Source organism: Bailinhaonella thermotolerans (genome assembly GCF_003594875.1).
In the GTDB taxonomy this organism is placed as follows: domain Bacteria; phylum Actinomycetota; class Actinomycetes; order Streptosporangiales; family Streptosporangiaceae; genus Bailinhaonella; species Bailinhaonella thermotolerans.
The window spans coordinates 90483-117263 of sequence record NZ_QZEY01000016.1 but is presented as its reverse complement, the minus strand read 5'-3'; the positions used below and the strand labels follow the sequence as shown (position 1 = coordinate 117263).

At 73.8% G+C, this 26781-nt stretch carries 20 protein-coding genes; 11 read left to right on the top strand and 9 right to left on the bottom strand.

Annotated elements, in window-relative coordinates:
* Window positions 1-338: 338 nt before the first annotated feature.
* The 5 genes from D5H75_RS30580 (at window position 339) to D5H75_RS30560 (ending at window position 6378) form a co-directional block, all read left to right on the top strand.
* Window positions 339-1649 (top strand): ABC transporter substrate-binding protein, encoded by a 1311-nt coding sequence (locus tag D5H75_RS30580; protein WP_119930042.1) that lies wholly within the window; start codon window positions 339-341, stop codon window positions 1647-1649.
* 75 nt (window positions 1650-1724) lie between these two features.
* Window positions 1725-2735 (top strand): carbohydrate ABC transporter permease, encoded by a 1011-nt coding sequence (locus D5H75_RS30575; RefSeq protein WP_119930041.1) that lies wholly within the window; start codon window positions 1725-1727, stop codon window positions 2733-2735.
* Entirely contained in the window at window positions 2732-3589 is an 858-nt protein-coding gene (locus D5H75_RS30570; RefSeq protein ID WP_119930040.1) for a carbohydrate ABC transporter permease, read from the top strand. The genes D5H75_RS30575 and D5H75_RS30570 overlap by 4 nt, the downstream gene beginning before the upstream one ends.
* Before the next feature lie 138 nt (window positions 3590-3727).
* Complete coding sequence (locus tag D5H75_RS30565) at window positions 3728-5350, top strand: glycoside hydrolase family 13 protein (protein ID WP_119930039.1); 1623 nt, start codon at window positions 3728-3730, stop codon at window positions 5348-5350.
* Window positions 5351-5355: 5 nt separating this feature from the next.
* Window positions 5356-6378, top strand: a complete 1023-nt coding sequence (locus D5H75_RS30560) for a LacI family DNA-binding transcriptional regulator (RefSeq protein WP_119930038.1) — start codon at window positions 5356-5358, stop codon at window positions 6376-6378.
* A gap of 115 nt (window positions 6379-6493) precedes the next feature.
* Here D5H75_RS30560 and D5H75_RS30555 read toward each other — a convergent pair whose 3' ends face one another.
* Together D5H75_RS30555 and D5H75_RS30550 are read right to left on the bottom strand one after the other, a co-directional pair.
* Entirely contained in the window at window positions 6494-7399 is a 906-nt protein-coding gene (locus tag D5H75_RS30555; protein ID WP_119930037.1) for an NAD(P)/FAD-dependent oxidoreductase, read from the bottom strand.
* 54 nt (window positions 7400-7453) lie between these two features.
* Window positions 7454-8362 (bottom strand): Gfo/Idh/MocA family protein, encoded by a 909-nt coding sequence (locus D5H75_RS30550; protein WP_119930036.1) that lies wholly within the window; start codon window positions 8360-8362, stop codon window positions 7454-7456.
* 124 nt (window positions 8363-8486) lie between these two features.
* On the opposite strand from D5H75_RS30550, the gene D5H75_RS30545 reads away from it, so the two are divergent.
* From D5H75_RS30545 to D5H75_RS30535, 3 genes are all read left to right on the top strand, one after another.
* Window positions 8487-11330, top strand: a complete 2844-nt coding sequence (locus D5H75_RS30545) for a LuxR family transcriptional regulator (RefSeq protein WP_119930035.1) — start codon at window positions 8487-8489, stop codon at window positions 11328-11330.
* Window positions 11331-11456: 126 nt separating this feature from the next.
* A complete protein-coding gene (locus D5H75_RS30540) occupies window positions 11457-12566 on the top strand; it encodes an alpha/beta fold hydrolase (protein ID WP_119930034.1) in 1110 nt (369 codons plus the stop codon).
* Window position 12567: 1 nt separating this feature from the next.
* Window positions 12568-14931, top strand: a complete 2364-nt coding sequence (locus D5H75_RS30535) for a GMC oxidoreductase (RefSeq protein ID WP_119930033.1) — start codon at window positions 12568-12570, stop codon at window positions 14929-14931.
* A gap of 101 nt (window positions 14932-15032) precedes the next feature.
* On the opposite strand, the gene D5H75_RS30530 is transcribed toward D5H75_RS30535, so the two are convergent.
* The gene (locus tag D5H75_RS30530; RefSeq protein WP_119930032.1) at window positions 15033-15503 is read right to left on the bottom strand and encodes a MarR family winged helix-turn-helix transcriptional regulator; all 471 of its coding nucleotides are present in this window, start codon (window positions 15501-15503) and stop codon (window positions 15033-15035) included.
* 116 nt (window positions 15504-15619) lie between these two features.
* On the opposite strand from D5H75_RS30530, the gene D5H75_RS30525 reads away from it, so the two are divergent.
* Complete coding sequence (locus tag D5H75_RS30525; protein ID WP_202638650.1) at window positions 15620-17530, top strand: endonuclease/exonuclease/phosphatase family protein; 1911 nt, start codon at window positions 15620-15622, stop codon at window positions 17528-17530.
* Between the two features lie 262 nt (window positions 17531-17792).
* On the opposite strand, the gene D5H75_RS30520 is transcribed toward D5H75_RS30525, so the two are convergent.
* Together D5H75_RS30520 and D5H75_RS30515 are read right to left on the bottom strand one after the other, a co-directional pair.
* Window positions 17793-18200: a RidA family protein gene (locus D5H75_RS30520; protein ID WP_119930031.1), complete on the bottom strand. Its 408-nt coding sequence runs from the start codon at window positions 18198-18200 to the stop codon at window positions 17793-17795.
* Between the two features lies 1 nt (window position 18201).
* Window positions 18202-18798 (bottom strand): TetR/AcrR family transcriptional regulator, encoded by a 597-nt coding sequence (locus D5H75_RS30515; RefSeq protein ID WP_119930030.1) that lies wholly within the window; start codon window positions 18796-18798, stop codon window positions 18202-18204.
* 73 nt (window positions 18799-18871) lie between these two features.
* Between D5H75_RS30515 and D5H75_RS30510 the strand changes: the two genes are divergently transcribed.
* Window positions 18872-19423 carry a GNAT family N-acetyltransferase gene (locus D5H75_RS30510; protein WP_119930029.1) on the top strand — a complete coding sequence of 184 codons (552 nt, stop codon included), beginning with the start codon at window positions 18872-18874 and terminating at the stop codon, window positions 19421-19423.
* A 184-nt stretch (window positions 19424-19607) separates the two neighbouring features.
* Complete coding sequence (locus tag D5H75_RS30505) at window positions 19608-20807, top strand: MFS transporter (protein ID WP_119930028.1); 1200 nt, start codon at window positions 19608-19610, stop codon at window positions 20805-20807.
* Window positions 20808-21422: 615 nt separating this feature from the next.
* On the opposite strand, the gene D5H75_RS30500 is transcribed toward D5H75_RS30505, so the two are convergent.
* The 4 genes from D5H75_RS30500 to D5H75_RS30485 all read right to left on the bottom strand — a co-directional run bounded on the left by D5H75_RS30500 (window position 21423) and on the right by D5H75_RS30485 (window position 26707).
* Window positions 21423-22814, bottom strand: a complete 1392-nt coding sequence (locus tag D5H75_RS30500) for an MFS transporter (protein ID WP_202638649.1) — start codon at window positions 22812-22814, stop codon at window positions 21423-21425.
* 306 nt (window positions 22815-23120) lie between these two features.
* On the bottom strand, window positions 23121-25184 hold the full coding sequence (locus D5H75_RS30495) for a xanthine dehydrogenase family protein molybdopterin-binding subunit (protein WP_119930026.1): 2064 nt from the start codon (window positions 25182-25184) through the stop codon (window positions 23121-23123).
* A gap of 3 nt (window positions 25185-25187) precedes the next feature.
* Window positions 25188-26168 carry an FAD binding domain-containing protein gene (locus tag D5H75_RS30490; protein ID WP_119930025.1) on the bottom strand — a complete coding sequence of 327 codons (981 nt, stop codon included), beginning with the start codon at window positions 26166-26168 and terminating at the stop codon, window positions 25188-25190.
* Complete coding sequence (locus tag D5H75_RS30485; protein ID WP_119930024.1) at window positions 26165-26707, bottom strand: 2Fe-2S iron-sulfur cluster-binding protein; 543 nt, start codon at window positions 26705-26707, stop codon at window positions 26165-26167. The genes D5H75_RS30490 and D5H75_RS30485 overlap by 4 nt, the downstream gene beginning before the upstream one ends.
* Window positions 26708-26781 lie beyond the last annotated feature (74 nt).

The following is a 26781-nucleotide window of genomic DNA, read 5'->3' as shown; positions in this document are numbered from 1 at the left end:
GGAACCGGAAGCCCGGAACCCGGAACGCGGGTGGACGGGGGCCCGCAGGGGTACGACAGGGCCTGCAAAGGACGGCAAGACTTTCAGCAACACGGGGGCGTCTTGCGCGGTCGCGGGCGCACTTCGGGGAGTCTTTGTGGCTACATGTCCGCTTTCCGCCCCCGGTCAGGATCTCGGGGAGGTCAAGAGTTGCTTTCCGGCCACGATCGCCCTGGAACTTTCTGCAAGATATTTACGAGCTTGCAATGAGTTGCTAACGTTCCCCGCCAAGTCCCCCGTTACCGGACGGAAGGGACGGCTCCCGGGCCGGAGGTCGGCCCCTGGATCGAGGAGGAGCAATGCGGCGCATCCCCCTGGCCGGCGTGGTCGCCGGCCTTGCGCTCGCGCTGGCCGCGTGTGGCGGCGGCGACGGCGGAACCGGCGGCGGCGGGACCGGGGGCCAGAAGGCGGCCGCCGGCGAGCTGACCGGGCGCGGCCCGATCACCCTGGCGACCGGCAAGGACCGGTCCGGCAACATGCAGAAGATGGTCGACGCCTGGAACAAGGCGCACCCGAACGAGCAGGCCCGCATCATCGAGCTGCCGGACGAGCCCAACGAGCAGCGCCAGCAGATGATCCAGAACGCCACGACCAAGTCGGACACCTACACGATCCTCAACCTGGACGTGGTGTGGACGGCCGAGTTCGCGGCCAACCGCTGGCTGGCCGAGCTGCCCAAGGACAAGCTGGGCCTGGACGCCTTCCTGCCCGCCACGGTCACCACCGGGGAGTACCGCGGCCGGCTGTTCGCGCTGCCCACCACCTCCGACTCCGGCCTGCTGTACTACCGCAAGGACCTGCTGGAGAAGGCCGGGATCGCCGAGCCCCCGAAGACCTGGGACGAGATGTGGGCGGCCTGTGACAAGGTCGCCAAGCTGCCCGAGGGCAAGGGCGTGGACTGCTACCTCACCGAGGTGGCCAAGGGCGAGGGCCTGACGGTGAGCGCCGCCGAGGCGATCAACTCCACCGGCGGGGCGTTCGTGGACGCGTCCGGCAAGCCCAACGTGAACACGCCCGAGGCCAAGAAGGGCCTGGAGTTCCTGATCAACGCGATCAAGGACGGGCGCATGCCGAAGGCCGCCGTCACGCTCGACGGCGAGGGCGGCCGCCGCCACTTCCAGTCCGGCAAGCTGCTGTTCCACCGCCAGTGGCCGTACCAGTACGGCCTGGCCAACGCCGAGGACGGCTCCAGCAAGGTCGCCGGCAAGTTCGCCGTCGCGCCGATCCCCGGCCCTGCCGGACCGGGCGCGGCCAACCTCGGCGGGCACAACTACGCGATCTCGGCCTTCGCCAAGAACAAGGCCTCGGCGCTGGACTTCATCAAGTTCTCGGCCGCGGAGCCGCAGCAGAAGGCCAACGCCCTCGCCACCTCCCAGGCCCCCACGCTGACCTCGCTCTACTCCGACGCGGAGATGGTCGCCAAGTACCCGTACCTGCCCACGCTCAAGGCCGCGATCGAGAACGCCAAGTCGCGCCCCTCGGCGGTCAAGTACGGCGACGTCACCACCGCCATCCAGAACGCGGTCTACGACGCGATCACCGGAAAGACCACCGCCGACCAGGCGCTGGCCGACCTTCAGGCCAAGCTCGGCGAGCTGACCACGCCGTAGCCGGGCCGGGCGCCGGGGCGGAGGCCGTACGGCAGCCGCCGCCCCGGCGCCGATCGGACGAGGAAGGACAGCCACATGGCGACGACGATCAACGAGGGGACGCCGGTCATCCCGACCGGGCGGAGCCGGCGGGCGAAGGTCGCGGACAGCGGCGGGCGGCTGGCCGCGCTGCTGCTCTCACCGACGATGCTGGTGCTGGCCCTGGTCATCGGGTATCCGGTGCTGGCCGGCTTCCGCGAGTCGCTCTTCACGCGCGGCGAGGGGCTGGACGCCGACGGGTTCGTGGTCGAGGGCGAGCGGTTCGTCGGCCTGGACAACTACGCCGCGATCTTCTCCGGCGACCGGGCCACGGCGTTCTGGAACGCCTTCGGGAACACCACCTTCTTCACCGTCACCACGGTCTTCCTGGAGACGGTGATCGGCGTGGCCATGGCGCTGATCATGCAGCGGGCGTTCCGGGGCCGCGCCTTCGTGCGGGCCTCGATCCTGGTCCCGTGGGCGATCCCCACGGCGATCTCCGGCCTGCTGTGGCGGTGGATCTTCCAGGCGGACGGCGCGGCGAACGCGGTGCTCGGGACCGACATCCTGTGGACCGCCGACGGGCCCGCCGCCAAGACCGCGGTGATCATCGCGGAGGTGTGGAAGACCTCGCCCTTCATCGCGCTGCTGGTCCTCGCGGGACTCCAGATGATCCCCCGTGAGGTGTACGAGGCGGCGCAGGTGGACGGGGCCGGCGCGCTCCAGCGGTTCTGGCGGATCACGCTGCCGCTGGTCAAGCCCGCGCTGCTGGTCGCCGTGCTGTTCCGGATGCTGGACGTGCTGCGCATGTTCGACCTGCCCGCCGTGCTCGTGGGCGTGAACCAGAAGTCCGTGCAGACGCTCACCACGATCTCCTGGTTCGAGGCGTCCAACCTGCGGTACGGCTCGGCGGCCGCGTACGCCACCGTCCTGTTCGTCTACATCGCGGTGATCTCGTACCTGTTCGTGAAGCTGCTCGGCGCCGACATCATCGGGCAGGCGCGCGAGGTCCGGAAGAAGCCCGCGACGAAGGCCGGGGCGAAGACCGTGAGGAAGGTGGCCGCATGACCGCGATCCCCGCGACCGGGCCCTCCCTGTCCAAGCGTGCCCGCGGGCTCCTGCCGTACCTCGGCATCGCGGCCTGCGCGCTGTGGTGCCTGGCGCCGTTCTACTGGATGGTGATCTCGGCATTCCGGCGCCCGCAGGACCAGTTCGACAACACGGTCGTGCCGGTGCGCTGGTCGCTGGAGAACTTCACCGCGGTCTTCTCCGGCGGCAACGCCTTCGGCCGGGCGCTGCTGAACAGCCTGGTCGTGGCCGGGACCACCACGCTGCTGACGCTGCTGGTCGGCGTGGTGACGGCGTACGCGCTGGCGCGGCTGAGCTTCCCGTTCAAGAACGCCGTGCTCGGGATCATCATCGCGACCACGATGTTCCCCGGCGTCTCCCAGCTCGTGCCGCTGCTCAAGCTGTTCACCGGCATCGGCTGGATCAACACCTACCAGGCCATGGTCGTGCCCAGCCTGGGCTTCGCGCTGCCGCTGTCGGTGTGGCTGCTGACCACGTTCTTCCGGCAGCTCCCGTTCGAGCTGGAGCAGGCCGCGATGGTGGACGGCTGCACCCGGGGGCAGGCGTTCCGCCGGATCATCGTGCCGCTGGCCGCGCCCGGGGTGTTCACCACCGCGATCATCACGTTCATCGCCGCGTGGAACGAGTACCTGATCGCGCTGTCCATGGTCAACGAGAAGGACATGCAGACCGCGACCGTGGCCATCTCCAAGTTCACCGGGATCTCCGGGTTCGACCAGCCCTTCGGGACGCAGATGGCCGCGGGCGTCATCGTCACCGTCCCGCTGGTGATCGTGGTGCTGATCTTCCAGCGCCGCATCGTCGCCGGCCTCACGGCGGGCGGCGTCAAGTGACCCGGCGGCCTCCCGCCGGCTGACCTCCGGCCGCGGCCGTACGGCCGGCGCGGGCGCCCGCCCGTGCCGTACGGCGCGACGCCCATCCGGCCACGCCGTACGGCGCGCCGGCGCACCTTCGAGATGTAGGGGACATCGATGACGCAGAACCTCGTGGACGACCGCCGCTCGCCCGCCGGGACGAAGTGGTGGCGGGACGCGGTGATCTACCAGGTGTACGTGCGCAGTTTCGCCGACAGCGACGGCGACGGCATCGGTGACCTGCCCGGGATCCGCTCGCGGCTGCCGTACCTGGCGGAGCTGGGGGTGGACGCGCTGTGGCTCACGCCGTTCTTCACCTCCCCGATGGCCGACTTCGGGTACGACGTGGCGGACTACCGCGACGTGGACCCGGTCTTCGGGGACCTGACGGACTTCAAGCAGCTCGTGCACGACGCGCACGAGCTGGGACTGAAGATCATCGTGGACGTGGTGCCGAACCACACCTCGGACCGGCACGCCTGGTTCGAGCAGGCCCTTTCGGCCGGGCCGGGGAGCCCGGAACGCGAGCGCTACATCTTCCGCGAGGGGCGCGGGGACCTGCCGCCGAACGACTGGGAGTCGGTGTTCGGCGGGCCGGCGTGGACGCGGGTGCCTGACGGGCAGTGGTACCTCCACCTGTTCGCGCCCGAGCAGCCCGACCTGAACTGGGAGAACCCCGAGGTCCACGCGGAGTTCGACGACGTGCTGCGGTTCTGGCTGGACCTGGGCGTGGACGGGTTCCGGATCGACGTGGCGCACGGCATGGTCAAGGCCCCGGGGCTGCCCGACATCGGCCGCACGGGCCAGGTGCGCATGCTGGGCACGGCCGCCCTGCCGTACTTCGACCAGGACGGCGTGCACGAGATCCACCGGCGCTGGCGGCGGCTGCTGGACTCCTACGACGGCGAGCGGATCGCGGTGGCCGAGGCGTGGGCGCCGGACCAGGAGCGGCTGGCCAACTACGTGCGGCCGGACGAGCTGCACCAGGCGTTCAACTTCCACTACCTGAGCGCCGGGTGGGACGCCGCCGTGCAGCGCGAGGTGATCGACGAGTCCGTGCGGGTCGCGGCCTCGGTGGGCGCGCCCACAACCTGGGTGCTGTCCAACCACGACGTGAAGCGGCACGTCACCCGGTTCGGCGGCGGCGAGGTCGGCGTACGGCGGGCCCGCGCGGCGGCGCTGCTCACGCTGGCCCTGCCCGGGTCGGCGTACGTCTACCAGGGCGAGGAGCTGGGGCTGCCGGAGGTGCTGGACCTGCCGGAGGAGTTCCTGCAGGACCCGCAGCGGGGGCGGGGCGCCGAGGACGGGCGCGACGGGTGCCGGGTGCCGCTGCCGTGGAGCGGGTCGGAGCCGCCGTTCGGGTTCAGCTCGTCGGCCTCGACCTGGCTGCCGATCCCGGCGGAGTGGCGGGCGCTGACGGTCGAGGCGCAGGAGGGCGACCCCGGATCGGTGCTGTCGCTGTACCGGGAGGCGCTGCGCGTCCGCCGGGAGCACCCGGCGCTGGGCGACGGCACGCTGCGCTGGCTGGTCGGGCCCGAGGACACCCTGGTCTTCGCCCGTGACCCCCGCTTCGGCTGCGCGGTCAACTTCGGCTCCTCGGCCCGGCGGATCCTGGCGTACGGCGAGCCGATCCTGGCCAGCGGGCCGATCGAGCGGGACGGCCATCACATCCTGCTCCCGCCGGACACCGCTGTGTGGTGGAACGGCTCGCCCGACCCGTGGAAGGGAGCGGTAAGTTGACGGCCATGACGACGCGTCTCGCCGATATCGCCGCGCACGCCGGGGTCAGCGAGGCCACCGTGAGCCGGGTCCTGAACGCCAGGCCCGGCGTCTCGGCCGCGACCCGGCAGGCCGTGCTCACGGCGCTCGACGTGCTCGGATACGAGCGCCCCGCCCGGCTCCGCCAGCAGCGGGCCGGGCTGATCGGGCTGATCGTGCCCGAACTGTCCAACCCGATCTTCCCGGCCTTCGCGGAGATCATCGAGGGGGCGCTCGTGCCCCACGGGTACGCCGCCGTGCTGTGCACCCTCATGCCCGGCGGCATGCGCGAGGACGACTACATCGAGCTGCTGCTCGAACGCGGCGTCGCCGGGATCATCTTCGTGTCCGGCATGCACGCCGACGCCCGGGCCGACCACGCGCGCTACGTCCGCCTCATCGAGAGCGGGCTGCCCATCGTCATGATCAACGGTTTCCGCGCGGAGATCTCCGCCCCGCACATCTCCAACGACGACGTGGCGTCCCTGGAGATGGCCGTGGACCACCTGGCCGCCCTCGGTCACCGCCGCATCGGCCTCGCCGTCGGCCAGGACCGGTTCGTCCCCTCCATCCGCAAGACGGAGGGCTTCCGCCGCGGCCTGGCCCGCCACCTGGGGATGGACGCCCCGGACGAGCTGATCGTCAACACCCTGTTCACCGTGGAGGGCGGCCAGGCGGCGGCCCGCGTCCTGCTCGGCCGGGGCTGCACCGCGATCTGCTGCGGCAGCGACATCATGGCGATCGGCGCGATCCGCGCCGCCCGCCAGCTCGGCCTGCGCGTCCCCGAGGACGTCTCGATCGTGGGCTTCGACGACAGCCCGCTCACGCCGTACCTCGACCCGCCGCTGACCACGATCCGCCAGCCGGTCCGCGAGATGAGCCTCGCGGCCGTCAACACCCTCCTGGAGGAGATCAGCGGCGCCAAGGGACCGCGCACCGAACTCCTCTACCGCCCCGAGCTCGTCATGCGCAACAGCACCGCCCCCGCCGCCATCCCCGCCACCACCTGACCCCTCGGGCCGGCCCCCTCGGGCCGGCCTTTTCGGACGCCTCGCTCGCGGTGGGCATGCACTTTTACGCACGCCCTGTGCGTAAAAGTGCGTGATCGGCGCGAGGGGCGGGGGGTTAGGTGAGGAGGGCGGCCGCCTCGGTGGCGCAGCCCCAGGAGACGGTCACGCCGATGCCGGAGTGGCCGTAGTTGTGGACGCAGGTGGCGGAGCCGATCTCCGTCGCCTCCAGGCGGATCTCCGGGCGGCCGGGACGGAGGCCCACGTGGTGCGCGAGGATCTTGACGCCCTCGATCCGGGGTTCCACCAGCGCCGCGCGGCGGACGAGTTCCTCGGCCTCCTCCGCGTCGGGCGTGGTGTCGTAGGAGCCCTCGGCGCGGATGCTGCCCAGGACCATCGTCTCGCCGTGGGGGATGAAGCTCGTCGTGGTCGTGCCGAAGGGCGCCTCCATGAAGAAGGTGTCGATGCCCGGGTTCTCCACGACGATCCGGGGGCCGCGGACGGGCACGACCGTCGGGTCGTCCGCCAGCCGCCGGGCCCCCAGCCCGCTGCAGTTGGCGACGCGCGGGGCCAGCGCGGCGGCCTCCTCAAGGGAGGTCACCGGGGCGATCTCGATCACCCCGCCCGCCGCCGTGAACCGGGCCGCCAGGTGTTCCAGGTAGACGGGCATGTCGACCATCGGCAGCTCGGCCCAGAACGCGGTCAGGAATCCGTCGGGGCCCTCGACCGGCTCGTATCCCGGGGGCACCAGGCCGGGCTCGCGCGCCGCCAGCATCCCCCGGCACACGTGCACGCCGGGGGCGCCCGTGACCTCCTCGCGCGTGACCGCCTCCCAGGCGCGGGCCCGGTCGTCCGGGAGCGCGAAGGCCGGGCCGACCATGGCCCCCGCCAGCGCCGACGTGGTCTCCGCGGGCGGGGCGCCGGTCCTGATCAGCACCCGCATCCCCGCCTCGGCCAGCCGGATCCCGGTGGTCAGGCCGATGATCCCCGCCCCCACCACGACCGCGTCAACGCTGCTCGGCATACCGCCAGACTATTGACGCGGACGCCGGGGGCCAACGGCATCCGCCCGGGTGTCTCAGCCCGCGCAGGACGCCACGATCTCCTCGCAGAGCGCGTGCGTGACCAGCGAGTCCGCGCCGTCGATCACGGTCCCCCGGCGTACGGAGTCCAGGAACTCCAGGCAGACCTGCTCGATGCCGCGCTGCCGCGCCACAGGCGTCCAGTCGGGGCGGCGCGCCAGCGTCTCCCCTCCGGCGTAGTCGATCACGTCGCCCAGGTTGACCACCCGGCGCTTGCGGCCCGCGCCCATGACCTCGCAGGTCTCCTCGGCGGCCCCGCTCACCCGGTTCATGATCCCGATCGCGGTGGTCCCGTCGGCCGAGAGCTCCAGGACCACGTGTTCGAGCAGGCCGTCCCGCATCCGGGTGCGGATCCGCGTCTCCGCCGGCGTGCCGGGGAACAGGAACCGCAGCGTGTCCACCACGTGGATGAAGTCGTCGAACACGACGGCGCGCGGCGCGGCCGGGTGGTTCATCCGGTTCTTCTGGAGCACGACGAGGTCCCTGGGCAGGTCGAGCAGGCCGGTGTACCCCGGGGCGTGCCTGCGGTTGAACCCGGTCATCAGGCTCACGCCGGCCTCGCGCGCCAGCCGTACGAGGCGCTCGGCGTCGGACAGGTTGTCGGCGATGGGCTTGTCCACGTAGACGTGCACGCCCGCCGCGATCAGCTCCTCGGCCATCGCCACGTGCGCGGAGGTCGCCGCGTGCACGAACGCGGCCCGGATCCCGGTGTCCACGACGGAGCCGACGGAGGTGTGGCGGGCCGCGATCCGGTACCGGTCGCCCAGCCGGTCCAAGGTGGCGCGGTTGCGCGTGCAGAGGCGCAGGTCCAGCCCTGGAAGGGCGGTGAGCACCGGAAGGTAGGCCTTCTCCGCGATGTCCCCCAGCCCGATCACCGCGACCGGAAGCGTCTCCGTCGTGTCCATCCGCCCAGCGTATTCGGGGGCCGGGGGGCCCAACCGGCGGGGGGAAGACAAATGGTGACTTACGTATGCCCGCCGGACACGCAATCATGATGCATCGGCCGACGGCCGCAGCGAGGGACACACGATGAACGGACACGTCGAATCCGCCCTGGTCGGGCGGCATGACGTGCTGCGCGCACACGATCACGCACTCGACGCGATCACCGGGCCCGAAGATCCTGAGGACGCCTTCCAGTTCCTCTCCCTGGTCGGGGACCCCGGGGTCGGCAAGACGCGGCTGCTCCAGGAGCTGGAGCGCCGGGCGCGGGCGCGCGGGCTCACGGTCCTGCGGGGCCAGGCGTCGGAGTTCGAGCAGGAGATGCCGTTCGGCGTCGTCGTGGACGCGCTCGACGACCACCTGGAGAGGCACCCGCCCGCCGAGCCGCAGCGGAGACTGCTCGCCTCGGTCTTCCCCTCTCTCATGCCGGACTCTCCCGAGGACTCCGAGCGCGACGTCACCGGCCTGGCCCGATACCGGGTCTATCGGGCCGTACGGCAGTTGCTCGGCGATCTGGCCGCGGGCACCGGGCTGGTGCTGATCCTCGACGACCTGCACTGGGCCGACGTGACGAGCGTCGAACTGCTCGAACACCTGCTCAGGCACCCGCCGCGCGGCCCCGTGCTGCTCGTGATCGCCTACCGCCCGGCGCAGGCGAGCCCGCGCCTGGCCGCCGTCGCCGGGTCGAGCCGCCAGCTCGCCGTGCTCCCGCTGACGTGCGAGGAGGTGGAGGAGCTGCTCGGCCCGGAGATGGGCAGGACCCGGGTCCGCGCGCTGTACCAGGCCAGCGGAGGCAACCCGTTCTACCTGGAGGCGCTGACCCGCATGGGCGGGGAGCACGTCAACTCCGACACCGGCGAGGGCGAGCTGCCGCAGTCCGTGCGCGCCGCGCTCCAGGTCGAGCTGAGCGGCCTGTCCGCCGAGGCCCGCCCGGTGGCCTGGGCCGCGGCGGTCACCGCCGACGAGTTCGAGCCCGCCGCCGTGGCGGTCGCGGCCGAGCTCCCCGAGGAGGCGGTGCTGGCCGCGCTCAACGAGATGGTCGCCCGCGACGTCGTACGGCCGGCCGCCGCGGGCCGGTTCCGGTTCCGGCACCCGCTGGTCCGCAACGCCGCGTACGCCTCGGCGGCGCCCGGCTGGCGGCTGGCCGCGCACGCCCGGCTGGCCGAGCACCTGCGCCGCCTCGGCGTGCCCGCGACCTCCCGGGCCCACCACGTGGAGCGGTCCGGGCGGTTCGGTGACCGGGACGCCGTGGCCACGCTCGTGGACGCCGCCCGCGCCGTCGCCCCGCAGGCCCCGGCGACCGCCGCGCACTGGCTGCGCTCGGCGCTGTCCCTGCTCCCCGAGGGGCCCGAGGACCTGCCGCTCCGGCTGGAACTGCTGCTGGAGCTGGCGCAGGCGCAGAGCGTGAGCGGGAGCCTGGCCGAGGGCCGCGACTCGGCGCGCGAGCTGATGCGGCTGCTGCCCCCGGACGACCACGCCCGGCGGGCCCGCGCCGCCCGGCTGTGCGCGCTGATGGAACGCCAGCTCGACCGCCCCCACGAGGCCCGGCAGCTCCTCCTTGAGGAACTGCGGCGCATGCCCGACCCGCAGGCCGCGGCCGCGATCCCGCTGCGCATGCGGCTGGTCGCCGAGAGCCTGATGCGCGTGGACTTCCGCGCCGCCCAGGCCGTGCTGGACTTCATGCCGGACGAGGGCGAGGACTGGGAGCCCAGCCTGGTCGTGGCGGTGGCGGCGCTGCGGCCGATGCCGGCGTACGTGGGCGGGCGCATCGAGGACGCCATCCGCTACATCAAGAAGGCCGACGAGCTGATCGCGGCGGCCCCGGACGAGCACCTGGCCGAGTGGCTGGACGCCATCGCGTGGATGTGCTGGGCCGGGACCAAGATGGGCCACTACGAGACGGCGCTGCGCTCGTTCAAGCGCGCGGCGGCCGTCGCGCGGGCCACCGGGCAGAGCTACATCCTCACGAACCTGCTCGCCGGCCAGGCGCGCACGCTGGTGATGATGGGGCGGCTGCCGGAGGCGCTGGCCTCGGCGGAGGAGTCGGTGGAGGGCGCGCGGCTGCTCGACTCCGGGCAGCAGCTCGTGTTCGCGCTCACCCAGCAGTGCCTGGCGCTGTCCTGGATGGGCGAGTCGGAGGCGGCGCTGCGGGTCGGGTTCGAGGCCGTGGACACCGGGGTCGGCGGCGGCGAGGTCTGGGGCGCGATGGCGCGGCAGGCCCTCGGGGTGGCGCTGGTCAACGCCGGGCGGCTCGACGAGGCCGCCGAGGCGCTGCTCGTGGCCTGCGACCGGCTGGAGAACCCCCGGCTGCCGGTGGCGACCCTGCTGGCCTGCTGCGAACTGCTGGCCGAGATCGAGGCCGCCCGGGGCAGGCCCGAGGAGGCCGCGCTCTGGGCGGACCGCGCCGAGCACCTGGCCGACCCCGGCCTGCCGATCGAGCCCGCCCTCGTACGGCTGGCGCGCGCCCACTCGCTGCGCGCCTCCGACCCGGCGAACGCGGCCAAGCTGGCGGCGGAGGCGGCCGACCGGCTGCGCGACGGGCGGCGCCTGATCGACGCCGGCCGGGCGCTGCTCGTCGCGGGAGCGTCCCACGGCCACGCGGGCGAGCGCGGACCGGCGCGGGAACGGCTGCGCGAGGCGGGCGACATCTTCTCCGCGTGCGAGGCGCGGGCCCTGCACCAGTTCGCGCTCAAGGAGCAGCGGCGGTTCGGCGTGCGCGTGACCGGCGCGCCGGCGGCCGGGCCGTACGGGCTCTCGCCGCGGGAGTACGAGGTGGCGCTGCTGGTCGCCGAGGGCTGCACCAACCAGCAGATCGCGGACCGGCTCTTCCTCAGCGTGCGCACGGTCGAGACGCACCTGTCCCGGGTGTTCGCCAAGCTCGGGGTCTCGTCCCGCGTGGGCGTGGCGACGACGCTCAACCAGGGCCTCTGACCGGGACCCCGCCCCCGTACACGTACGCCTGGCTACGCATCCGAAGAATGTACGGGTTTCCCACGATGTGGTGTCGCGCCGCGCGTTGGCACAGTGTGATCGGACGAACGACCGGAGGTCAGAGACATGGAGCACCAGATCGCCCGCTACACCCTCAGCGGTGTGCGCGACGCGGAGGTGTCCACGCACCCCTTCGCGACGGAGGACGAGCTGGGCCTGACCCTGACCAGGTTCCACCGCGCCGGCTCCGCTCACCCGGACGACGTGGTGCTCCTCGTCCACGGCCTGACGTCGGCCAGTGACATCTTCATCGTTCCCGAGACGCGGAACATGGTGAGTCACCTGCTGGACAGCGGTTTCGGCGACGTGTGGGCGCTCGACTTCCGGATGAGCAGCCGGTTCCCCTACAACATGGAGACCCGGAAGCACACCCTGGACGCGATCGCCCGCTACGACTACCCGGCCGCGCTGACCGAACTCCGCCGTCACGTTGGGGCACGGCGGATCCACGTCATCGCGCACTGCCTGGGGTCGGTGTCGTTCTGCATGAGCCTGTTCGGCGGGGCGATCGACGGCATCACGAGCGTGGTCGCGAACAGCGTCGCGCTCACCCCGAGGGTCCCCTCCTGGTCGCGGCTCAAGCTCGCCGTCGCGCCGACGCTCCTGGAGTACGTCCTCGGCCTGTCCTACATCGACCCGCGCTTCAAGGCCGCGCCGCCGCTGACCCGGCGGTGGCTCATGGCCCGCGCGGTGTCGTTCTTCCACCCGGAGTGCCGGGAGTCCGCGTGCCACATGCAGAGCTTCATGTGGGGCAGCGGGCGCCCGGCGATGTACCTGCACCGCAACCTCGCGCCGGAGACGCACACCCACGAGCGCCTCGCCGACCTGAACGGGGCCTCGGACGTGCACTACTACCGGCACGTGGGGAAGATGGTGCGGGCCGGCCGCGCCGTGAAGTACGACACCGGCGACCCGGCGCTGGCGTCACTGCCCGACGACTACCTGGCCGACCCCGGCCGGGTGGACACGCCGATCCTGTTCATCACCGGCGACGACAACCGGGTCTTCACCGACTCCAACATCGTCTGCCACAAGCTGCTCAGCAAGGTCGCCCCGGGGCGCCACGAGCTGGCGATCATCCCCGGTTACGGGCACATCGACACGATCATCGGCAAGAACGCCCACCTGGACGTGTTCCCGCTGATCGTCGACTGGCTCAAGCGAAAGGCGGCCTGACGTGCGGGAACATGTCGACGCGGTGGTCGTCGGCTCCGGTTTCGGGGGAGCCGTGACGGCGTACCGCCTGGCCGAGGGCGGGAAGTCCGTCGTGGTGCTCGAGCGCGGGGACAAGTTCGCGCCCGGGGACTTCCCGCGCAGCCGCACGGACATGAGCCGGGCCTTCTGGGACCCCAAGGCGTCCTTGTACGGGATGTTCGACGTCTGGAGTTTCGACGGGCTGGACTCGGTGGTCTCCAGCGGGCTGGGGGGCGGCTCGCTGATCTACGCCAACGTGCTGATGCGCAAGGACGAGCGCTGGTTCGTCCACGAGCAGCCGCTGCCGGGCGGCGGGTACGAGAACTGGCCGGTCTCCCGGGCGGAGCTGGACCCGCACTACGACGAGGTCGAGCGCATGCTCGGCGGCACGCCGTACCCGCTGGACCGGCCGGCGTACGCCCGGGCGGGCAAGACGCACGTGCTCCAGGACGCCGCGGCCGAGCTGGGCCTGTCCTGGCACCTGCCCAAGCTCGCGGTCAGCTTCGCGCCCTCCCCGGACGCCGAGCCCGCGCTCGGGCTGGAGATCGCGCCCGCGCCGTACGGCAACCTGCACGGGGACCACATCCGGCGGTTCACGTGCCGGCTGTGCGGCGAGTGCGACATCGGCTGCAACGACGGGGCCAAGAACAGCCTGGACCACACCTACCTGTCGGCCGCCCAGCACCACGGGGCGGACCTGCGGGAACTGTCGGAGGTACGGGCCATCAGGCCGCGCCACGGCGGCGGGTACGAGGTCGAGTACGTCCGGCACGACAAGACCGGGGGGGCGCCCGATCCCCGGACGATCACCTGCGACCGGCTGGTGCTGGCCGCGGGCACGCTCGGCACGACGTACCTGCTGCTGCGCAACCGGAAGGCGCTGCCCGGGCTGAGCGACGCGCTCGGCACCCGGTTCTCCGGGAACGGGGACCTGCTCACCTTCCTGCTGAACACCAGGGAACGCGACCGCCTGCGCCCGCTGGACGCCAGCCGCGGACCGGTCATCACCAGCGCGATCCGGCTCCCGGACGAGGCCGACGGCTTCCCCGGCGCCGGGCGCGGCGCGTACATCCAGGACGGGGGCTACCCGGCCTTCGCCGACTGGATCACGGCCCAGGCCGACGTCGGCGGCAACGTCGCCCGGATGGCACGGTTCCTGCTGGACCGGTTCCGCGAGTTCATCTCCGGGGCCCCCGACACGAACCTCTCTCAGGAGCTCTCCGAGCTGATCGGCCAGGGCGCGCTGTCGGTGTCCTCGCTGCCGCTGCTGGGCATGGGCCGCGACACCCCCGACGGGGTGCTCGCCCTGCGCGACGGCCGCCTCGACGTCGCCTGGACGACGCAGACCAGCGAGCAGTACTTCGAGCGGGTCCGCGAGACGATGCGGCGGATCGCCGACGTGCTCGGAGCCGAGTACAAGGACAACCCCATGTGGTTCCTCAAGCGCATCATCACCGTCCACCCGGTGGGCGGCGCGCCGATCGGGCGGCACCCCGGCGAGGGCGTGGCCGACCCCTTCGGCGAGGTCTACGGACATCCCGGGCTGTACGTCGCGGACGCCGCGGCCATGCCCGGTCCCGTCGGCGTCAACCCGTCGCTGACGATCGCGGCCATGGCGAACCGCCTGGCCTCACGAATCCTCGAGCCCGGGGGAACCGGACAGGCTGCTGCCGCCCGTCCGGCGGGTGGGGTGGGGGACGACGCGGCGTGCGACCGCGCCGAACCGGAAGGCCATGCCGGCCAGGCCGGTCGCACGTCGCTGTCGTTCACCGAGGAGATGAAGGGCCACTACCGGGCGGGGGCGGGCAACCCCTCCCCCGGCAGCGGCGAGCCGTTCTCGTTCCGCCTGACCATCACGGCCGACGACGTGGACCGCTTCCTGGCCGAGCCGGATCACCTGGCCCGCGCCGAGGGCTGGATCGAGTCGGCGGTCTGCGGGGGCCGCCGCCGGGTCGAGGCGGGCTGGTTCAACCTGTTCGCGCCGGGGGGCGCACCGGACCGCCGCCTGATGCGGTACCGCCTGCACTTCACCGACGCCGACGGCCGCCTCCGCACGCTGTCCGGCTGGAAGAACGTCTTCCACGGCCCGCCCACGGACATCTGGGCGGACACGTCCACGCTGTTCTTCCGGCTGCTGGAGGGCCACGTCGCCGAGGGCAAGGACGAGGAGGCCCTGATCGTCGGCGCCGGCACCCTCCGCATCGAGCTGGTGGACTTCATCCAGCAGCTCACCACGTTCCGCACCGAGGGACCGAAGGGCCTGTCCGCCCTGGAGAGGTTCGCCCGGTTCTTCGTCGGCGAGCTCTGGGACGTGTACGGCCCGGCCAAGCGCAAGGTCCGCGTCTAGAAGACCTCCCGCAGGCGACTCGCGCTGTCGCCCACCGGGCCCGCCCTCCGGCGCACAGGGGGCGGGCCCGGTGCTTTCCCACCCTGGGGCGGCCCGGGCGGTCAGATGCCGCCGAACCAGGCGGGGATGTCCAGGCGGAAGAGGTCGGGCGGGGTGACCTTGCGCAGGTCGGCCTCCAGGGCCCGGAGGCGGTCCTCGCCGAGTTCGCGGGACCAGCGGGCGCGGATCTCGTCGAAGACGCGGGCGGAGAGGGCGAGGGACTCGCGGCCGCGGGGGGTGAGGCGGACGATCTTGCGGCGGGCGTCCTCGGGGTCGGTGGCGCGCTCGACGTAGCCGAGGCGTTCCAGGGAGTCCACGGTCTTGCCCGCGGCCTGCTTGGACACCCCGAGGCGGCGGCCGAGCTCGGCCGCGGTGGTGCCGCGGGGGCCGATGGCCTGGAAGACGAAGCCGTGCATCGGCCGCAGGCCGGGGTGGCCGAGGCGGGCGAGCTCGGCGTGGAGCTCGTCGATGATCACGCGGAAGCCGAGGAGGAGCCGCAGCGGCAGCTCGAATCCGGGCGGGTCAGCGGGCACGGCGGGACCGTTCGGCTAGATGGGCAACCTCGTTGCCAACTGTAGGGCCTTGTGCTGACCAGACCACTTAGATGAGGATGTCTCGCGTTCTCTTGGCGTGACATGGGGGTGGGACCGTGAGCCGTATCCGGCTGGACGTGGCCGCGGGCGTCGTGGTCCTGCTCGACCTGGTGCGCGTGTTCCTCCCCTCGCTGATCACCCTGTTCGGCCAGGCGGGCTCCACCCCCGCCGAGCTCATGGGCGTGTACGCGATCGCCTGGTTCCTCGCCGCGTTCCTCGTCGTCCCGCTCGTACGGCTGGCGCCCCCGGCGCGGCTGGTCCTCGGCTCGGGGCTCCTGCTGGTCGCCGCCCGGATCGCGCTCCAGTTCACCGGCGGCCACGGCCCGCAGCTCCACGTCGCCGGCATCGGTCTCCTCGCGGGCCTGGCCTGGCTGGTCGCCACCGCGATGGCCTCGCGCGACGCCGCGCCCTCCCTCGCGGGCCTGACCGCCGGGCTGGCCGCCTCGACCGTCCTGCACGCCGCCCTCGACACGATCGACCTGGTCTGGCGCTCGGGGCCGATCCCGTGGCTGCCGCTGGCGATCGAGCTCGGCCTGTTCGTCTTCCTGCTGTCCAAGGCCGCGGGGTACGGCCCGGCCGCCTCCCCGCCCCCGCGCCGGTTCGCGGAACACGGCCCCGAGCCCGCCACCGCCCCGCGCGCGTGGGTCACGGCCGGTCCCGCGATCCTCCTCTGGGGCCTGTACACGGGCAACACCGCGTACGCCCACACCGCCGCCGGGCCGCCGGGCGCGCTCATCGTGACCGCCGGGGCCGTCCTGTCCGTCGCCCTCGCCGTACGCCCCGGGCCCTGGACCCGGCACCCCCTCTATCCGGCGCTGGGCCTGCTGGCGTCGGCGGTCGTGTTCGTGTTCGGCCGGGTGGCGCGGGACGGCGTGCACGGCGTGGCCCCGTGGTGGGCCGTCGCCGGGCAGGTCCTCGGCCAGTTCGCGCTGGCCGGGTGCCTCGGCTGGGCGGCGGCGCTCACCGGCCCCGGCGCCCGGGCCCGCCGGGGGCTCGCGGCGGCCGGCGGGCTGCTCCTGTTCGTGGTCCTGGTGTTCGCGTACTTCTCCGCGTACGACCTCCACCTCCCCAACGGCTACGTCCCGATCGCGGCCGCCGTCGTGGTCGGGGCGATCGCGGTGGTCGCCGCCCGCCCCGTCGGCGACTCCAGCCCGGGGTACGGCTACCGCCTGCCCGCCGCAGCGGCGCTGTCCGTGCTGCTGGTGGCGGCGGCCCCCCTGTGGCGCGGGCCGGCGGACCGGGGCGAACCGGTCGCGGACGGCCTGCGGGTGGCCGCGTACAACGTCCGGATGGGCTACGACCTCGCCGGCACGCTGAGCGTGGAACGCCAGGCCGACGCCCTCCGCGCCCTCAGGGCCCACGTGATCGTGCTGAGCGAGGTGGACCGCTCCTGGTTCCTCAACGGGGGCCACGACGGGCTGGCGCTGCTCGCCGACCGCCTCGGCATGCGCGCCCTCTGGGCTCCCGCCGCCGACCCCTCCTGGGGCGACGCGCTGCTGACCGACCTGCCGGTGACGAGCGTCCGCAACCACGTCCTCCCCCAGGGCGGGCCGACCGGGGCGCAGGCCCTGGAGGTCGGCGTGCGCTGGCGGGGCCGCGACGTGACCGTCATCTCCACCCATCTCCAGCCCCCGCCCGGCTGGAACGACCTCACCCAGGCGCGGGAGCTCGCCCGCGTCGCGAAGGCGGCCGCCGCGGGCGGTCCCGGCTCCGGCCCCCGCCCGGTGATCGTCGCCGGCGACCTCAACATCGAGCCGGGCACCCCCGCCTGGCAGGCCGTGCTCGACGCCGGCCTCACCGACGCCTTCGCCGCCTCCCGCCCCTTCGTCACCATCCCCGGCGGCTCGCGGGAGCAGATCGACCACGTCCTCGTGACCCCCGGCCTCACCCCCTCGGCCCCCGCCAACCCCGACGTCCCCCACTCCGACCACCGCCCCGTGGCGGTCACCCTCACCCCCGGCCCCTGATCCCTCCGGAGCCCTCCGCCTCCGTGACGGGGGAGGGGGCGGGCACGGGGCCGTCGTGAGGGCGGGGCGCGGCGGGCCGGACCGGTCCCGAGGCATGCCGGTCCGCGCCGGGAACGGGGAGCCAGGCGAGCCGGGGCCGCTTCACCGCGAGGCGGACAGCCCGGCAGGGGTCCACGCGGACACCACCGATTCAGCCGTCGCGCCCGGCGTCAGCCGTACGGCATGAGCCGCCCGCACTCGGGCCAGCCGGGGAAAAGGGGGGTCAGGGGAGGGCCACGACGGCTTCGACCTCGATCAGGAAGGCGGGGTCGAAGAGGGCCGCGACCTGGACGAGGGAGCTCGCGGGGTTGGGGCGGTCGCCGAGGGCCGGGCGGATGAGGCGGTCGCGGACGTCGCGGATCACCTGGACCTGGGAGGCGTCGGTGACGTACCAGGTGAAGCGGGCCACGTCCGGCCAGTCCGCGCCGAGTTCGCGGAGCACGGCGTGGAGGTTGAGGAGGGACCGCTCCGTCTGGGCGGCGAGGTCGCCCGGGCCCACCAACTCGCCGTGCTCGTCCTTGGACACCTGCCCGGAGACGAAGGCCAGGCGGCCGGTGGTGACGACGGCGTGGGAGTAGCCGGGGCCGGGGGCGACGCCGGGGACGTCGGTGAGACGGTCGAGCACGGACATGTCAGGACTCCGGGGGATTCGCGAGGGTGGACAGGAAGGCGTCGAGAAGGGCGGTCTGACGCTCGGGCGGGAAGCGGGCCGGATCGAAGAGGGCCTGCACGACCAGCCCGTGGGCGAAGGCCGCGACGGTGGCGACCACATCGTCGGGGTCGACCGCGGGGAGCCGCCCCAGGCGGATCGCGGCCTCGGCGTGCGGGCGGAGGGCCGCCCTCCAGCGGGCGTAGCGCTCGGTCTGCGCCGCGCCCAGCTCGGGGTCGCCGAGGGCGCGGTCCCACGAGCTGACCCACACGCGGTTCATCGCCACGTCCTTCGGGCTCAGGCAGAGCACGTCCAGGAGGGCGGCGCGGAGGGCGGGCAGCCCCTCCTCCGGCGGAGTGCGGCGGGCGCGCGTGCGCGTGCGCTCGTCGGCGATCTCCAGCGCGTGCCTGACCAGCGCCCGCTTGCTGGGGAAGTAGTGGGTGAGCAGGCCGGTCGAGCAGCCCATCTCGGCGGCGACGGCCCGCAGGGTCAGCCCCCCGAACCCGTGGGCGGCGAGCACCCGCCAGACGGCCTCGGACACGTCCCGCCGGCGCGCGTCGTGGTCCACGGGTGCCGGCATGCGTCCCTCCTTCGTGTGTCGGTCGTGGCCTATAGTACGTAACAAACGTTCGGTACGCACGATTGGCAGGTCGATGTTCGCCCTGAAGCTCACCGAGGACGCCGAACTCCGCCCGCTGGAGCCCTGGCAGGCGCGCGAGTTCGCCGACTACATCGACAAGCACCGCTCCTACCTGGGCGCGTGGCTGCCCTGGGGCACGATGATCACGAACGAGGACGAGGCCCGCGCCTTCCTCCAGTCCTACGCCGACAAGCAGGCGCGGGACGAAGGCCGCATCTACGGCATCTGGGTGGACGGCGAACTGGCCGGTGGGACGCTCTTCCGCGTCTTCGACACCCGCCTCGGCCACTGCGAGGTCGGCGTCTGGCTCGCCCCGGACGCGAGCGGCCGCGGCCTCGTCACCCGCGCGGTGCGCCACATGATCGACTGGGCGTTCGCCGTACGCGGCCTCCATCGCGTGGAATGGCGCACCATCCCGAGCAACGAGCGCAGCATCGCCGCCGCCCGCCGCCTCGGGATGACCCGCGAAGGCGTCCTGCGCCGCTCCTACCCCCTCAACGGCGTCCTCCACGACACCGAGATCTGGGCCCTCCTCTCCACCGACGACCCCGCCCCGGCCCTCTGACCCCCGGCCCTCTCATCCCCGGCCCTCTCATCCCCGGCCCTCTCATCCCCGGCCCTCTCATCCCCGGCCCCCTGATCCCGGCGGCCCCTCCGATCGCGCCCCCTGATCTCCGGGGGACGTCCGCCGAGGCGGCGGCCGGTCCCGGCGGACCGCGAGCGCTGGCAGCGGGCGCGGGACGGGTGGAATGATCGCGTTCACGTGGTTCGCGGCGTTGGCAGGTGGCGTGGGCGGAGAGTGGGGTGCCTACCGGGAGCTGCTGAGGCTGCCCGGGGTGGGCGCCCAGGCCGGACTGGGGTACCTGGCGCAGTTCAGCCAGCAGGTCGCCACGGTGGGCATCGTCCTGGTCGCGCAGGCGGCCACCGGGTCGCTCGCGGTCGCCGGGGCGGCCGCCGCCGGGTATTCCGTCGCGACGGGGATCGCCCGGCCCGTCCAGGGGCGGCTGATCGACCGGAGGGGCACGCGGCCGGTGCTGGCGGTCAGCGTGGTCATGCATACCGGAGCGCTGCTCGCGCTGGTCGCGGGGGCCTCGCTGGGATGGCCCGGCTGGGCGCTCGTGGTGCCCGCGTGCCTGGCCGGGGCGGGGCTGCCGCCGATCTCGGTGGCGATGCGCGTCGAACTGGGGCGGCGCGTCCCCGAGGGGGACCGCACGAGCGCGTACAGCCTGGTCTACCTGGTGCAGGAGCTGGCGATCCTCACCGGGCCGCTGCTGTTCGGGCTGATGATCGCGGCGGTCCCGGCGTCCTCCGCGCTCGCGGCCGTCGCGCTGCTCGCCGGGGCGGGCACGCTCGGGTTCGCGCGGGCGCTGCGCGGGGCCGATCCGCGGGGCGGCGACGGCGCGCGGGGCTCGGTGCTCCGCGTCGGCCGGATGCGGCTGCTCATCGCGGTGACGTCCCTGCTCGGCGGCGCGTTCGGGGCGCTGGAGGTGGGCCTGCCCGCGCTGGCGGTCGAACGCGGCTCCCCCGTGCTGGCCGCGCTGCTCATCGCGGTCCTCTCGGTCGGCGGCGTCGCGGGAGCCCTGGCGTACGGCTCGCGGGCCTGGCCCGGCCGTCCCGGGCACCGCCTGCCGGTGCTGCTCCTCGCGATGGGGCTGGTGCTCGTGCCGCTGCCGGCCGCTCCCCTGCCCGCGCTCTGCGTCCTGCTGTTCGCCTGCGGGGTGGCCCTCAACCCGGCCCTGACCACCGCGTCCCTCCTGGTGGACGAGATCGTCCCCCGTTCCCAGGCCGAGGCCTTCGGCTGGATCTCCACGGCCCTCGGCCTCGGCGCGGGCGCGGGCGGGGCCCTCGCGGGCGTCGCCGCCGAGCACCTCGGCCCGTCTCCGTCCCTCGTCACGGCCGCCGTCCCCGCCCTCGCGGCCGCCGCCCTCGCCCTCCCCCTCCGCCCCTGACCCGGCCGAGGAGCCGGCCGCCGGGTACGGCGAGCGCGCGCTCCGGGGTCATCCCTCGCGCCCGCCGTACGGCGCCCGCCGGCCCCGCGCGTGGTCAGAGGGGACGTGGGGAGTGGACGGGCTCGGGTTGCGGGGTCGGGGTCGGGGTGGGTGTCGGGAGGGGACTGGGGTTGGGGCCGGGAAGGGGGCCCGGGCCGGGGTTGGGCGGGCCGGGGCGCGGCACCGGGTTCGGGATGGGCACGGGCTGGGGCAGGGGCTCGGGTGAGGGCATCGGACTGGGGCTGGGACGTGGTGTGGTGGCGTGGCGGCCCGGCGCCCGGTCGTACGGCGTTCGCGACATGGAGTCCACCCCCGTGATCACAGATCAGGACATATCATGACTGCGATACCCGGTTTCCATCCGGACATGAGCCCCAGAAGCCCCTTCCAGTTCACATATTCCCCAAAACTCCCATCCCACCTCTCGGTCGTCGCCCGCCGTACGCCCTCCGCGCCCGTCCGGGCGCGCGGGTCGTACGGCGGGGCAGGGCGCGGGCGGGACGCCGTACGGCCGGGCCGGGGAAAGGCGGAGGGCCGCTCGCGGGATCGCGGGCGGCCCTCAGGGACGGCTCCGGGTCACGCGGCCACGGGGACCGGGGGCTCGGCCGCGCGGGAGGGGGACGGCGCGGCGGGGCGGGTGCGGAAGGCGACGGCGATGGCGAGGACGGCCAGGAGCTCGCCGATCGCGAAGACCGCGAGGAACGCCAGCGGCATCGAGGTGGCCGACAGGAGGGCGAAGAGCGAGCCGCCCAGGGCGAGGACCGTGGTGGTGAAGAGGGACTCGCTGAGCTGGAGGGCCGAGCTGTTGACGCCCCGGTCCTCGGGCGGCGAGAGCTCCAGGGTGACCGTGGACATGACCGGGTAGGCCACGCCCATGCCGAGGCCGCCGACCAGCATGCCGCCCACGGCGACCGCGACCGTCGCCCCGACGGGCAGGACCGGGACGACGCAGAACAGGGTGGCGCCGACGCCCAGGGCGATCATGATGGAGCCGCCGGCCAGGCGCTGGGTGTTGGTCAGGCCCTTGCCGTGGCGGCCCTGCCACCAGGAGCCGGTGACCCAGGCCAGCGCGCCCGCCGTCAGCGCGAAGCCGGACTGGAGGGCGGACAGGCCGCGCTGCTGCTGGAGGAGCAGCGGCAGGAACACGTCCGCCTGGAGGTACGCCGCGCCGACGAAGCCCCGCAGCAGGACCACGCTCGGCAGGCCTCGCCCGGCCCGGAGGGTGCGGCGCGGCAGCAGGCGCGGCGCGAACACCGCCAGCCCGGCCAGCGCGAGCGCGATCAGCCCGAGCGCGAGCGCCCCGCGCTGCTGCCCGCCGATGTACAGCACGCACACGCTCACGGCCGCGCCCAGCGCCAGGGCCGTACGGCTGCGCTTGGCGGCGCCGTCGGCCGCGGGGGGCAGGCCGCGCAGGCCGGAGCGCATGAGCAGGGCGGCGGGCACGGCGACGATCGCGACGGCCAGGAAGACCCAGCGCCAGTGGGCGACCTGCACGATGAGCCCGGCGAGCGCGGGGCCCACCATCGAGGGGATGGTCCACGCCCCGGCGAAGGCGGCGAACACGCGCGGATGCAGCTCGGCGGGGTAGGCCCCGGCGACCACGACGTACAGCGCGACGCCGATGAGCCCGCCGCCGAAGCCCTGCACGACGCGGCCCACGACGACCACCCACATCTCGGGTGCGAGCCCGGCCACCGCGAGCCCGGCGACGAACGCCCCCACACCCCACCAGATCGGGCCGGCCGGGCCCTTCCGGTCGCTCCACTGCCCGGCCACGACCATGCCCACGACCCCCGCGGCGAGCGACCCGCCGAAGGACAACGCGTAGAGCTCAAGCCCGTCGAGCGCCTTGGCCACGGCCGGCATGGCGGTGGCGACGGCGATGTACTCGAAGGCCACGAGTGAACACAACGTGATGATGCCGATCGTCAGCGCGCGGTGCCGCGCCCCGAAAATGCCCTCACTCACCATCGCTCCCAAGAACGTCTGCGAAACCCGGCCCCCAGCATGCAACCTCAACCAAACTTGAGGGCAAACCAACAGTCCGGACGCCTGCCCCGGGCGATCTCTGACCTCGGAGCAACACGCCGAGCCTACTCGGGGGCACCGACATTCCCCGGCCCCCGCGACTCTGCGACGGGGAGGCGCGGGCGGAGACGGAGGAGGTTCCGGGGAGGACGGGCAACGGTTCCGGGGAGACGGAGGACGGCTCAGGGGCGACGGAGGGCGGAGCGGGAGGAGACGGGGACGGCCCGAACGGAGGCGGAGGACGGCTCAGGGGAGGTGGGGGATCACCGACGGCGGGCTGATCGGCAGGCGCCGGAAGCGGTGGCCCGTCGCGTTGTGCACCGCGTTCCCGATCGCCGCCGCCGCGCCCACGATGCCGATCTCGCCGATGCCCTTGCCGCCGAGCGGGTTCGCGTGCGGGTCGGGGTCGTCCAGCCAGATCGCGTCGATCCCGAGCACGTCGGCGTTCACCGGCACGTGGTACTGCGCCAGGTCGTGGTTGAGGTAGTCGCCGAACTCCCGGTCCATCCGGCTCTCCTCGGTCAGCGCCATGCCCAGCCCCATCACCATGCCGCCGACGAACTGGGAGCGCGCGAGCCTGGCGTTCATCACCCGCCCGGCCGCGAACACGCCCAGCATCCGCGGCACCCGGATCTCCCCGCTGTCCACGTCCACCCGGACCTCGGCGAACTGCGCCCCGAAGGAGTGCCTCGCGTACGCCTCCTGGTTCTTGATCTCCCCGCTGGTGTCCGCGCGGCATTCCAGGCCCGGCTCCGCGCCGCCGTACCGCGCGATCCCGTCGCGCAGGCCCTCGCAGGCGCGCAGCACGGCCCACCCCCACGAGGCGTTCCCCATGGAGCCGCCCGCCAGGGGGCCGTACGGCAGGGCGCTGTCGCCGATCTCCACGCGCACCCTCGCGACGGGGACGCCGAGCGCGTCGGCGGCGATCTGCGTGAGCGCGGTGCGGGCGCCCGTCCCGATGTCGGCGGCGGCGATCGAGACCGTGAAGGACCCGTCGTCGGCGACACGCGCGAGGGCCTGCGCGGGCCGGGCCGCCGCGGGGTACGTCGCGGCGGCGACGCCCATCCCGACCAGGTGCCGCCCCTCCCGGCGGGTCCCGGGTTCCGGGCGGGAGGACCAGCCGAACCGCTCGGCCCCCAGCCGCAGGCACTCGACCAGCCGCCGGGAGCTGAACGGGTTCCCGCTGTCGGGGTCGCGCTCGGGCTCGTTGCGGATCCGCAGCTCGACCGGGTCGATCCCGCACGCCTCGGCCAGTTCGTCCATCGCCGACTCCAGGGCGTACATCCCGGGGCACTCCCCCGGCGCGCGCATCCAGGAGTTCACCGGCACGTCCAGCCGCGCCAGCCGGTGGGTCGTACGGCGGGCCCGCGCGGCGTACATCATGCGCGTGACCACCCCGGACTGCTCGGCGAACTCGCGCGCGGTGGACGTCTGCTCGATCACGTGGTGCTCGATGTCCGCGATCCGCCCGTCCTTCGACGCGCCGATCCGCATCCGCTGGAAGGTGGGCGTGCGGTACCCGGTGATCGAGAACATCTGCTGCCGCGTCACCGCCAGCTTCACCGGCCGCCCGACCCGCCGGGCGCACAGGGCGGCGAGCACCGAGTTCGGCCGGGGCGGGACGCCCTTGCTGCCGAACCCGCCGCCGACGTGGTGCGCCACCACGCGCACGCGCTCGGCCGGCATCCCCAGCAGCGCCGCCAGGGCGTCGCGCTGCGCCGCCGCGCCCTGGGTGGAGTCGTAGAGCGTGAGATGGTCCCCCTCCCACACGGCGAGCGTCGCGTGCGGCTCCATCGGGTTGTTGTGGAAGGCCGGCGTCTCGTACGTCACGTCGACCGACACCTCGGCGGGCGTCTCCTCCCCCTCGCCGGTGTCCGGCGGGTCGTCCGGGCTGATCTTCTCGGGCCGGTAGAGCCCGGGATGGTCCGGCGTCAGCTCCACGTCGTGGCCCAGCTCGTCGTACGTCACGCGGACCAGGCGCTGCGCGTGCCGGGCGATCTCCAGCGTCTCCGCGACCACGGCCGCCACGATCTGGCCCCGGTAGGCGACGCGTGGAGACTGGAGCACGGCCAGCTCGAAGTCGCTCGTGTCGGCGAGGGCGGGCGCGTCGCCGTACGCCAGCACGTCGATCACGCCGGGCACGGCGCGCGCCGCCGTGGCGTCCACGGCCAGGACCTCGCCGTGCGCGATCTCCGCCTGGACGGCGACCGCGTGGCAGACGCCCGCCACGCGCTGCTCGCCGGAGTACCGGGCGCGGCCGGCGACCTTGTCCCAGCCCTCGACCCGGTCCAGCGGGGCCCCGAGTTCCATCGCCTATCCCCCCAGCTCGGCCAGCGTGCGGACGATCACCTTGCGGGCGAGGGGGATCTTGTAGGCGTTGTCCCGCAGCGGCTCGGCCAGGTCCAGTTCGGCGTCGGCGGCCTCGGCGTAGCTCCCCTCGGTGGCGGGCCTGCCGCGCAGGGCCTCCTCCAGCCGCTCGGCCCGCCACGGTGCGTGGGCCACCCCGCCCAGCGCGACCCGGCAGTCCCGCACCGTCCCGTCCTCGACGTCGAGCGCGGCGGCCACCGAGACCAGCGCGAACGCGAACGAGGCCCGCTCCCGCACCTTGCGGTACCGCGACCGCGCGGCGAACGGGAGCGGCCGCACGGTGAGCCCGGTGATCAGGTCTCCGGGGTCGAGCACGGTGTCCACCTCCGGGCGGTCCCCCGGCAGGCGGTGCAGCCCCGGCATGCCGATCTCGCGCCGCCCGCCCGGACCCTCCACGTGCACCGCCGCCCCGAACGCGGTCAGCGCCACCGCCATGTCGGACGGATGTGTGGCCACGCAGTGCGCGGAATGCCCGAGTATCGCCAGGTTGTAGTGGTCCCCCTCGATCGCCGGGCAGCCCGAGCCGGGGATCCGCTTGTTGCAGGGCTTGGACACGTCCTGGAAGTACGCGCAGCGGGTCCGCTGCAGGAGGTTCCCCGCGACGGTCGCGGCGTTCCTGATCTGCCCCGACGCCGCCGACAGCAGCGCCTGCGCGAGCATCGGGCGATCTCGCCGTACGGCCGGGTGGGCGGCGAGGTCGCTGTTGCGCACCGCCCCGCCGATCTCCAGCCCGCCGTCCCCGGTCTCCCGAATCGTGTCGTACGGCAGGCCCGCCACGTCCACCAGGAGGTCCGGCTCGGCCACGCCCAGCCGCATCAGGTCCACGAGGTTCGTGCCGCCGCCGAGGTACATGGCGCGGGGCGCGTCGAGCGCGGCCTCCACCGCGGCGCGGGCGTCGGCGGGCCGCCGGTAGGCGAACGGCCTCATCGCGCGGTCCCCCCGCCCGCGGCCTCGCGTATCGCGGCCACGATGCCGGGGTACGCGCCGCAGCGGCAGATGTTGCCGCTCATGCGCTCACGGATCTCCGCCTCGTCGAGTTCCACGCCGTCGGCGGCCAGGTCGGCGGTGACGTGGCTGGGCCAGCCGCGCGCCGCCTCGGCGAGCACGCCCACCGCCGAGCAGAGCTGGCCCGGCGTGCAGTACCCGCACTGGAAGGCGTCGTTCTCCACGAAGGCCCGCTGGAGCGGGTGCGGCTCGTCGCCGTCCGCCAGCCCCTCGACGGTCACCACGTCCGCGCCCTGGTGCGCCACGGCCAGCGCGAGGCAGGCGTTCACCCGCCGTCCGTCCACGAGCACCGTGCACGCCCCGCACTGCCCGTGGTCGCAGCCCTTCTTGCTCCCCGTCAGCCCCAGCCGTTCCCGCAGCAGGTCGAGCAGGGAGGTCCGCGTGTCGGCGACGACCCGCCGTTCCTCCCCGTTCACCCGCAGGGCGATCTCCGCCCGGACCGCCGTCTCCCCCCGCTCCATGCCGCCGCCCTACCCCCGCACGCCCCCCTCTCACGCGAAGGGCGCGCGGGATCGCGGGATCACCGCCTGGGGCC

What these genes read in the sequence shown, in the direction of transcription:
- D5H75_RS30580 (WP_119930042.1), top strand. Translation starts at nt 339, where the DNA reads ATGCGGCGCATCCCCCTGGCCGGCGTGGTCGCCGGCCTTGCGCTCGCG.
- D5H75_RS30575 (WP_119930041.1), top strand. Translation starts at nt 1,725, where the DNA reads ATGGCGACGACGATCAACGAGGGGACGCCGGTCATCCCGACCGGGCGG.
- D5H75_RS30570 (WP_119930040.1), top strand. Translation starts at nt 2,732, where the DNA reads ATGACCGCGATCCCCGCGACCGGGCCCTCCCTGTCCAAGCGTGCCCGC.
- D5H75_RS30565 (WP_119930039.1), top strand. Translation starts at nt 3,728, where the DNA reads ATGACGCAGAACCTCGTGGACGACCGCCGCTCGCCCGCCGGGACGAAG.
- D5H75_RS30560 (WP_119930038.1), top strand. Translation starts at nt 5,356, where the DNA reads ATGACGACGCGTCTCGCCGATATCGCCGCGCACGCCGGGGTCAGCGAG.
- D5H75_RS30555 (WP_119930037.1), bottom strand. Translation starts at nt 7,399, where the DNA reads ATGCCGAGCAGCGTTGACGCGGTCGTGGTGGGGGCGGGGATCATCGGC.
- D5H75_RS30550 (WP_119930036.1), bottom strand. Translation starts at nt 8,362, where the DNA reads ATGGACACGACGGAGACGCTTCCGGTCGCGGTGATCGGGCTGGGGGAC.
- D5H75_RS30545 (WP_119930035.1), top strand. Translation starts at nt 8,487, where the DNA reads ATGAACGGACACGTCGAATCCGCCCTGGTCGGGCGGCATGACGTGCTG.
- D5H75_RS30540 (WP_119930034.1), top strand. Translation starts at nt 11,457, where the DNA reads ATGGAGCACCAGATCGCCCGCTACACCCTCAGCGGTGTGCGCGACGCG.
- D5H75_RS30520 (WP_119930031.1), bottom strand. Translation starts at nt 18,200, where the DNA reads ATGTCCGTGCTCGACCGTCTCACCGACGTCCCCGGCGTCGCCCCCGGC.
- D5H75_RS30515 (WP_119930030.1), bottom strand. Translation starts at nt 18,798, where the DNA reads ATGCCGGCACCCGTGGACCACGACGCGCGCCGGCGGGACGTGTCCGAG.
- D5H75_RS30510 (WP_119930029.1), top strand. Translation starts at nt 18,872, where the DNA reads ATGTTCGCCCTGAAGCTCACCGAGGACGCCGAACTCCGCCCGCTGGAG.
- D5H75_RS30505 (WP_119930028.1), top strand. Translation starts at nt 19,608, where the DNA reads ATGATCGCGTTCACGTGGTTCGCGGCGTTGGCAGGTGGCGTGGGCGGA.
- D5H75_RS30495 (WP_119930026.1), bottom strand. Translation starts at nt 25,184, where the DNA reads ATGGAACTCGGGGCCCCGCTGGACCGGGTCGAGGGCTGGGACAAGGTC.
- D5H75_RS30490 (WP_119930025.1), bottom strand. Translation starts at nt 26,168, where the DNA reads ATGAGGCCGTTCGCCTACCGGCGGCCCGCCGACGCCCGCGCCGCGGTG.
- D5H75_RS30485 (WP_119930024.1), bottom strand. Translation starts at nt 26,707, where the DNA reads ATGGAGCGGGGGGAGACGGCGGTCCGGGCGGAGATCGCCCTGCGGGTG.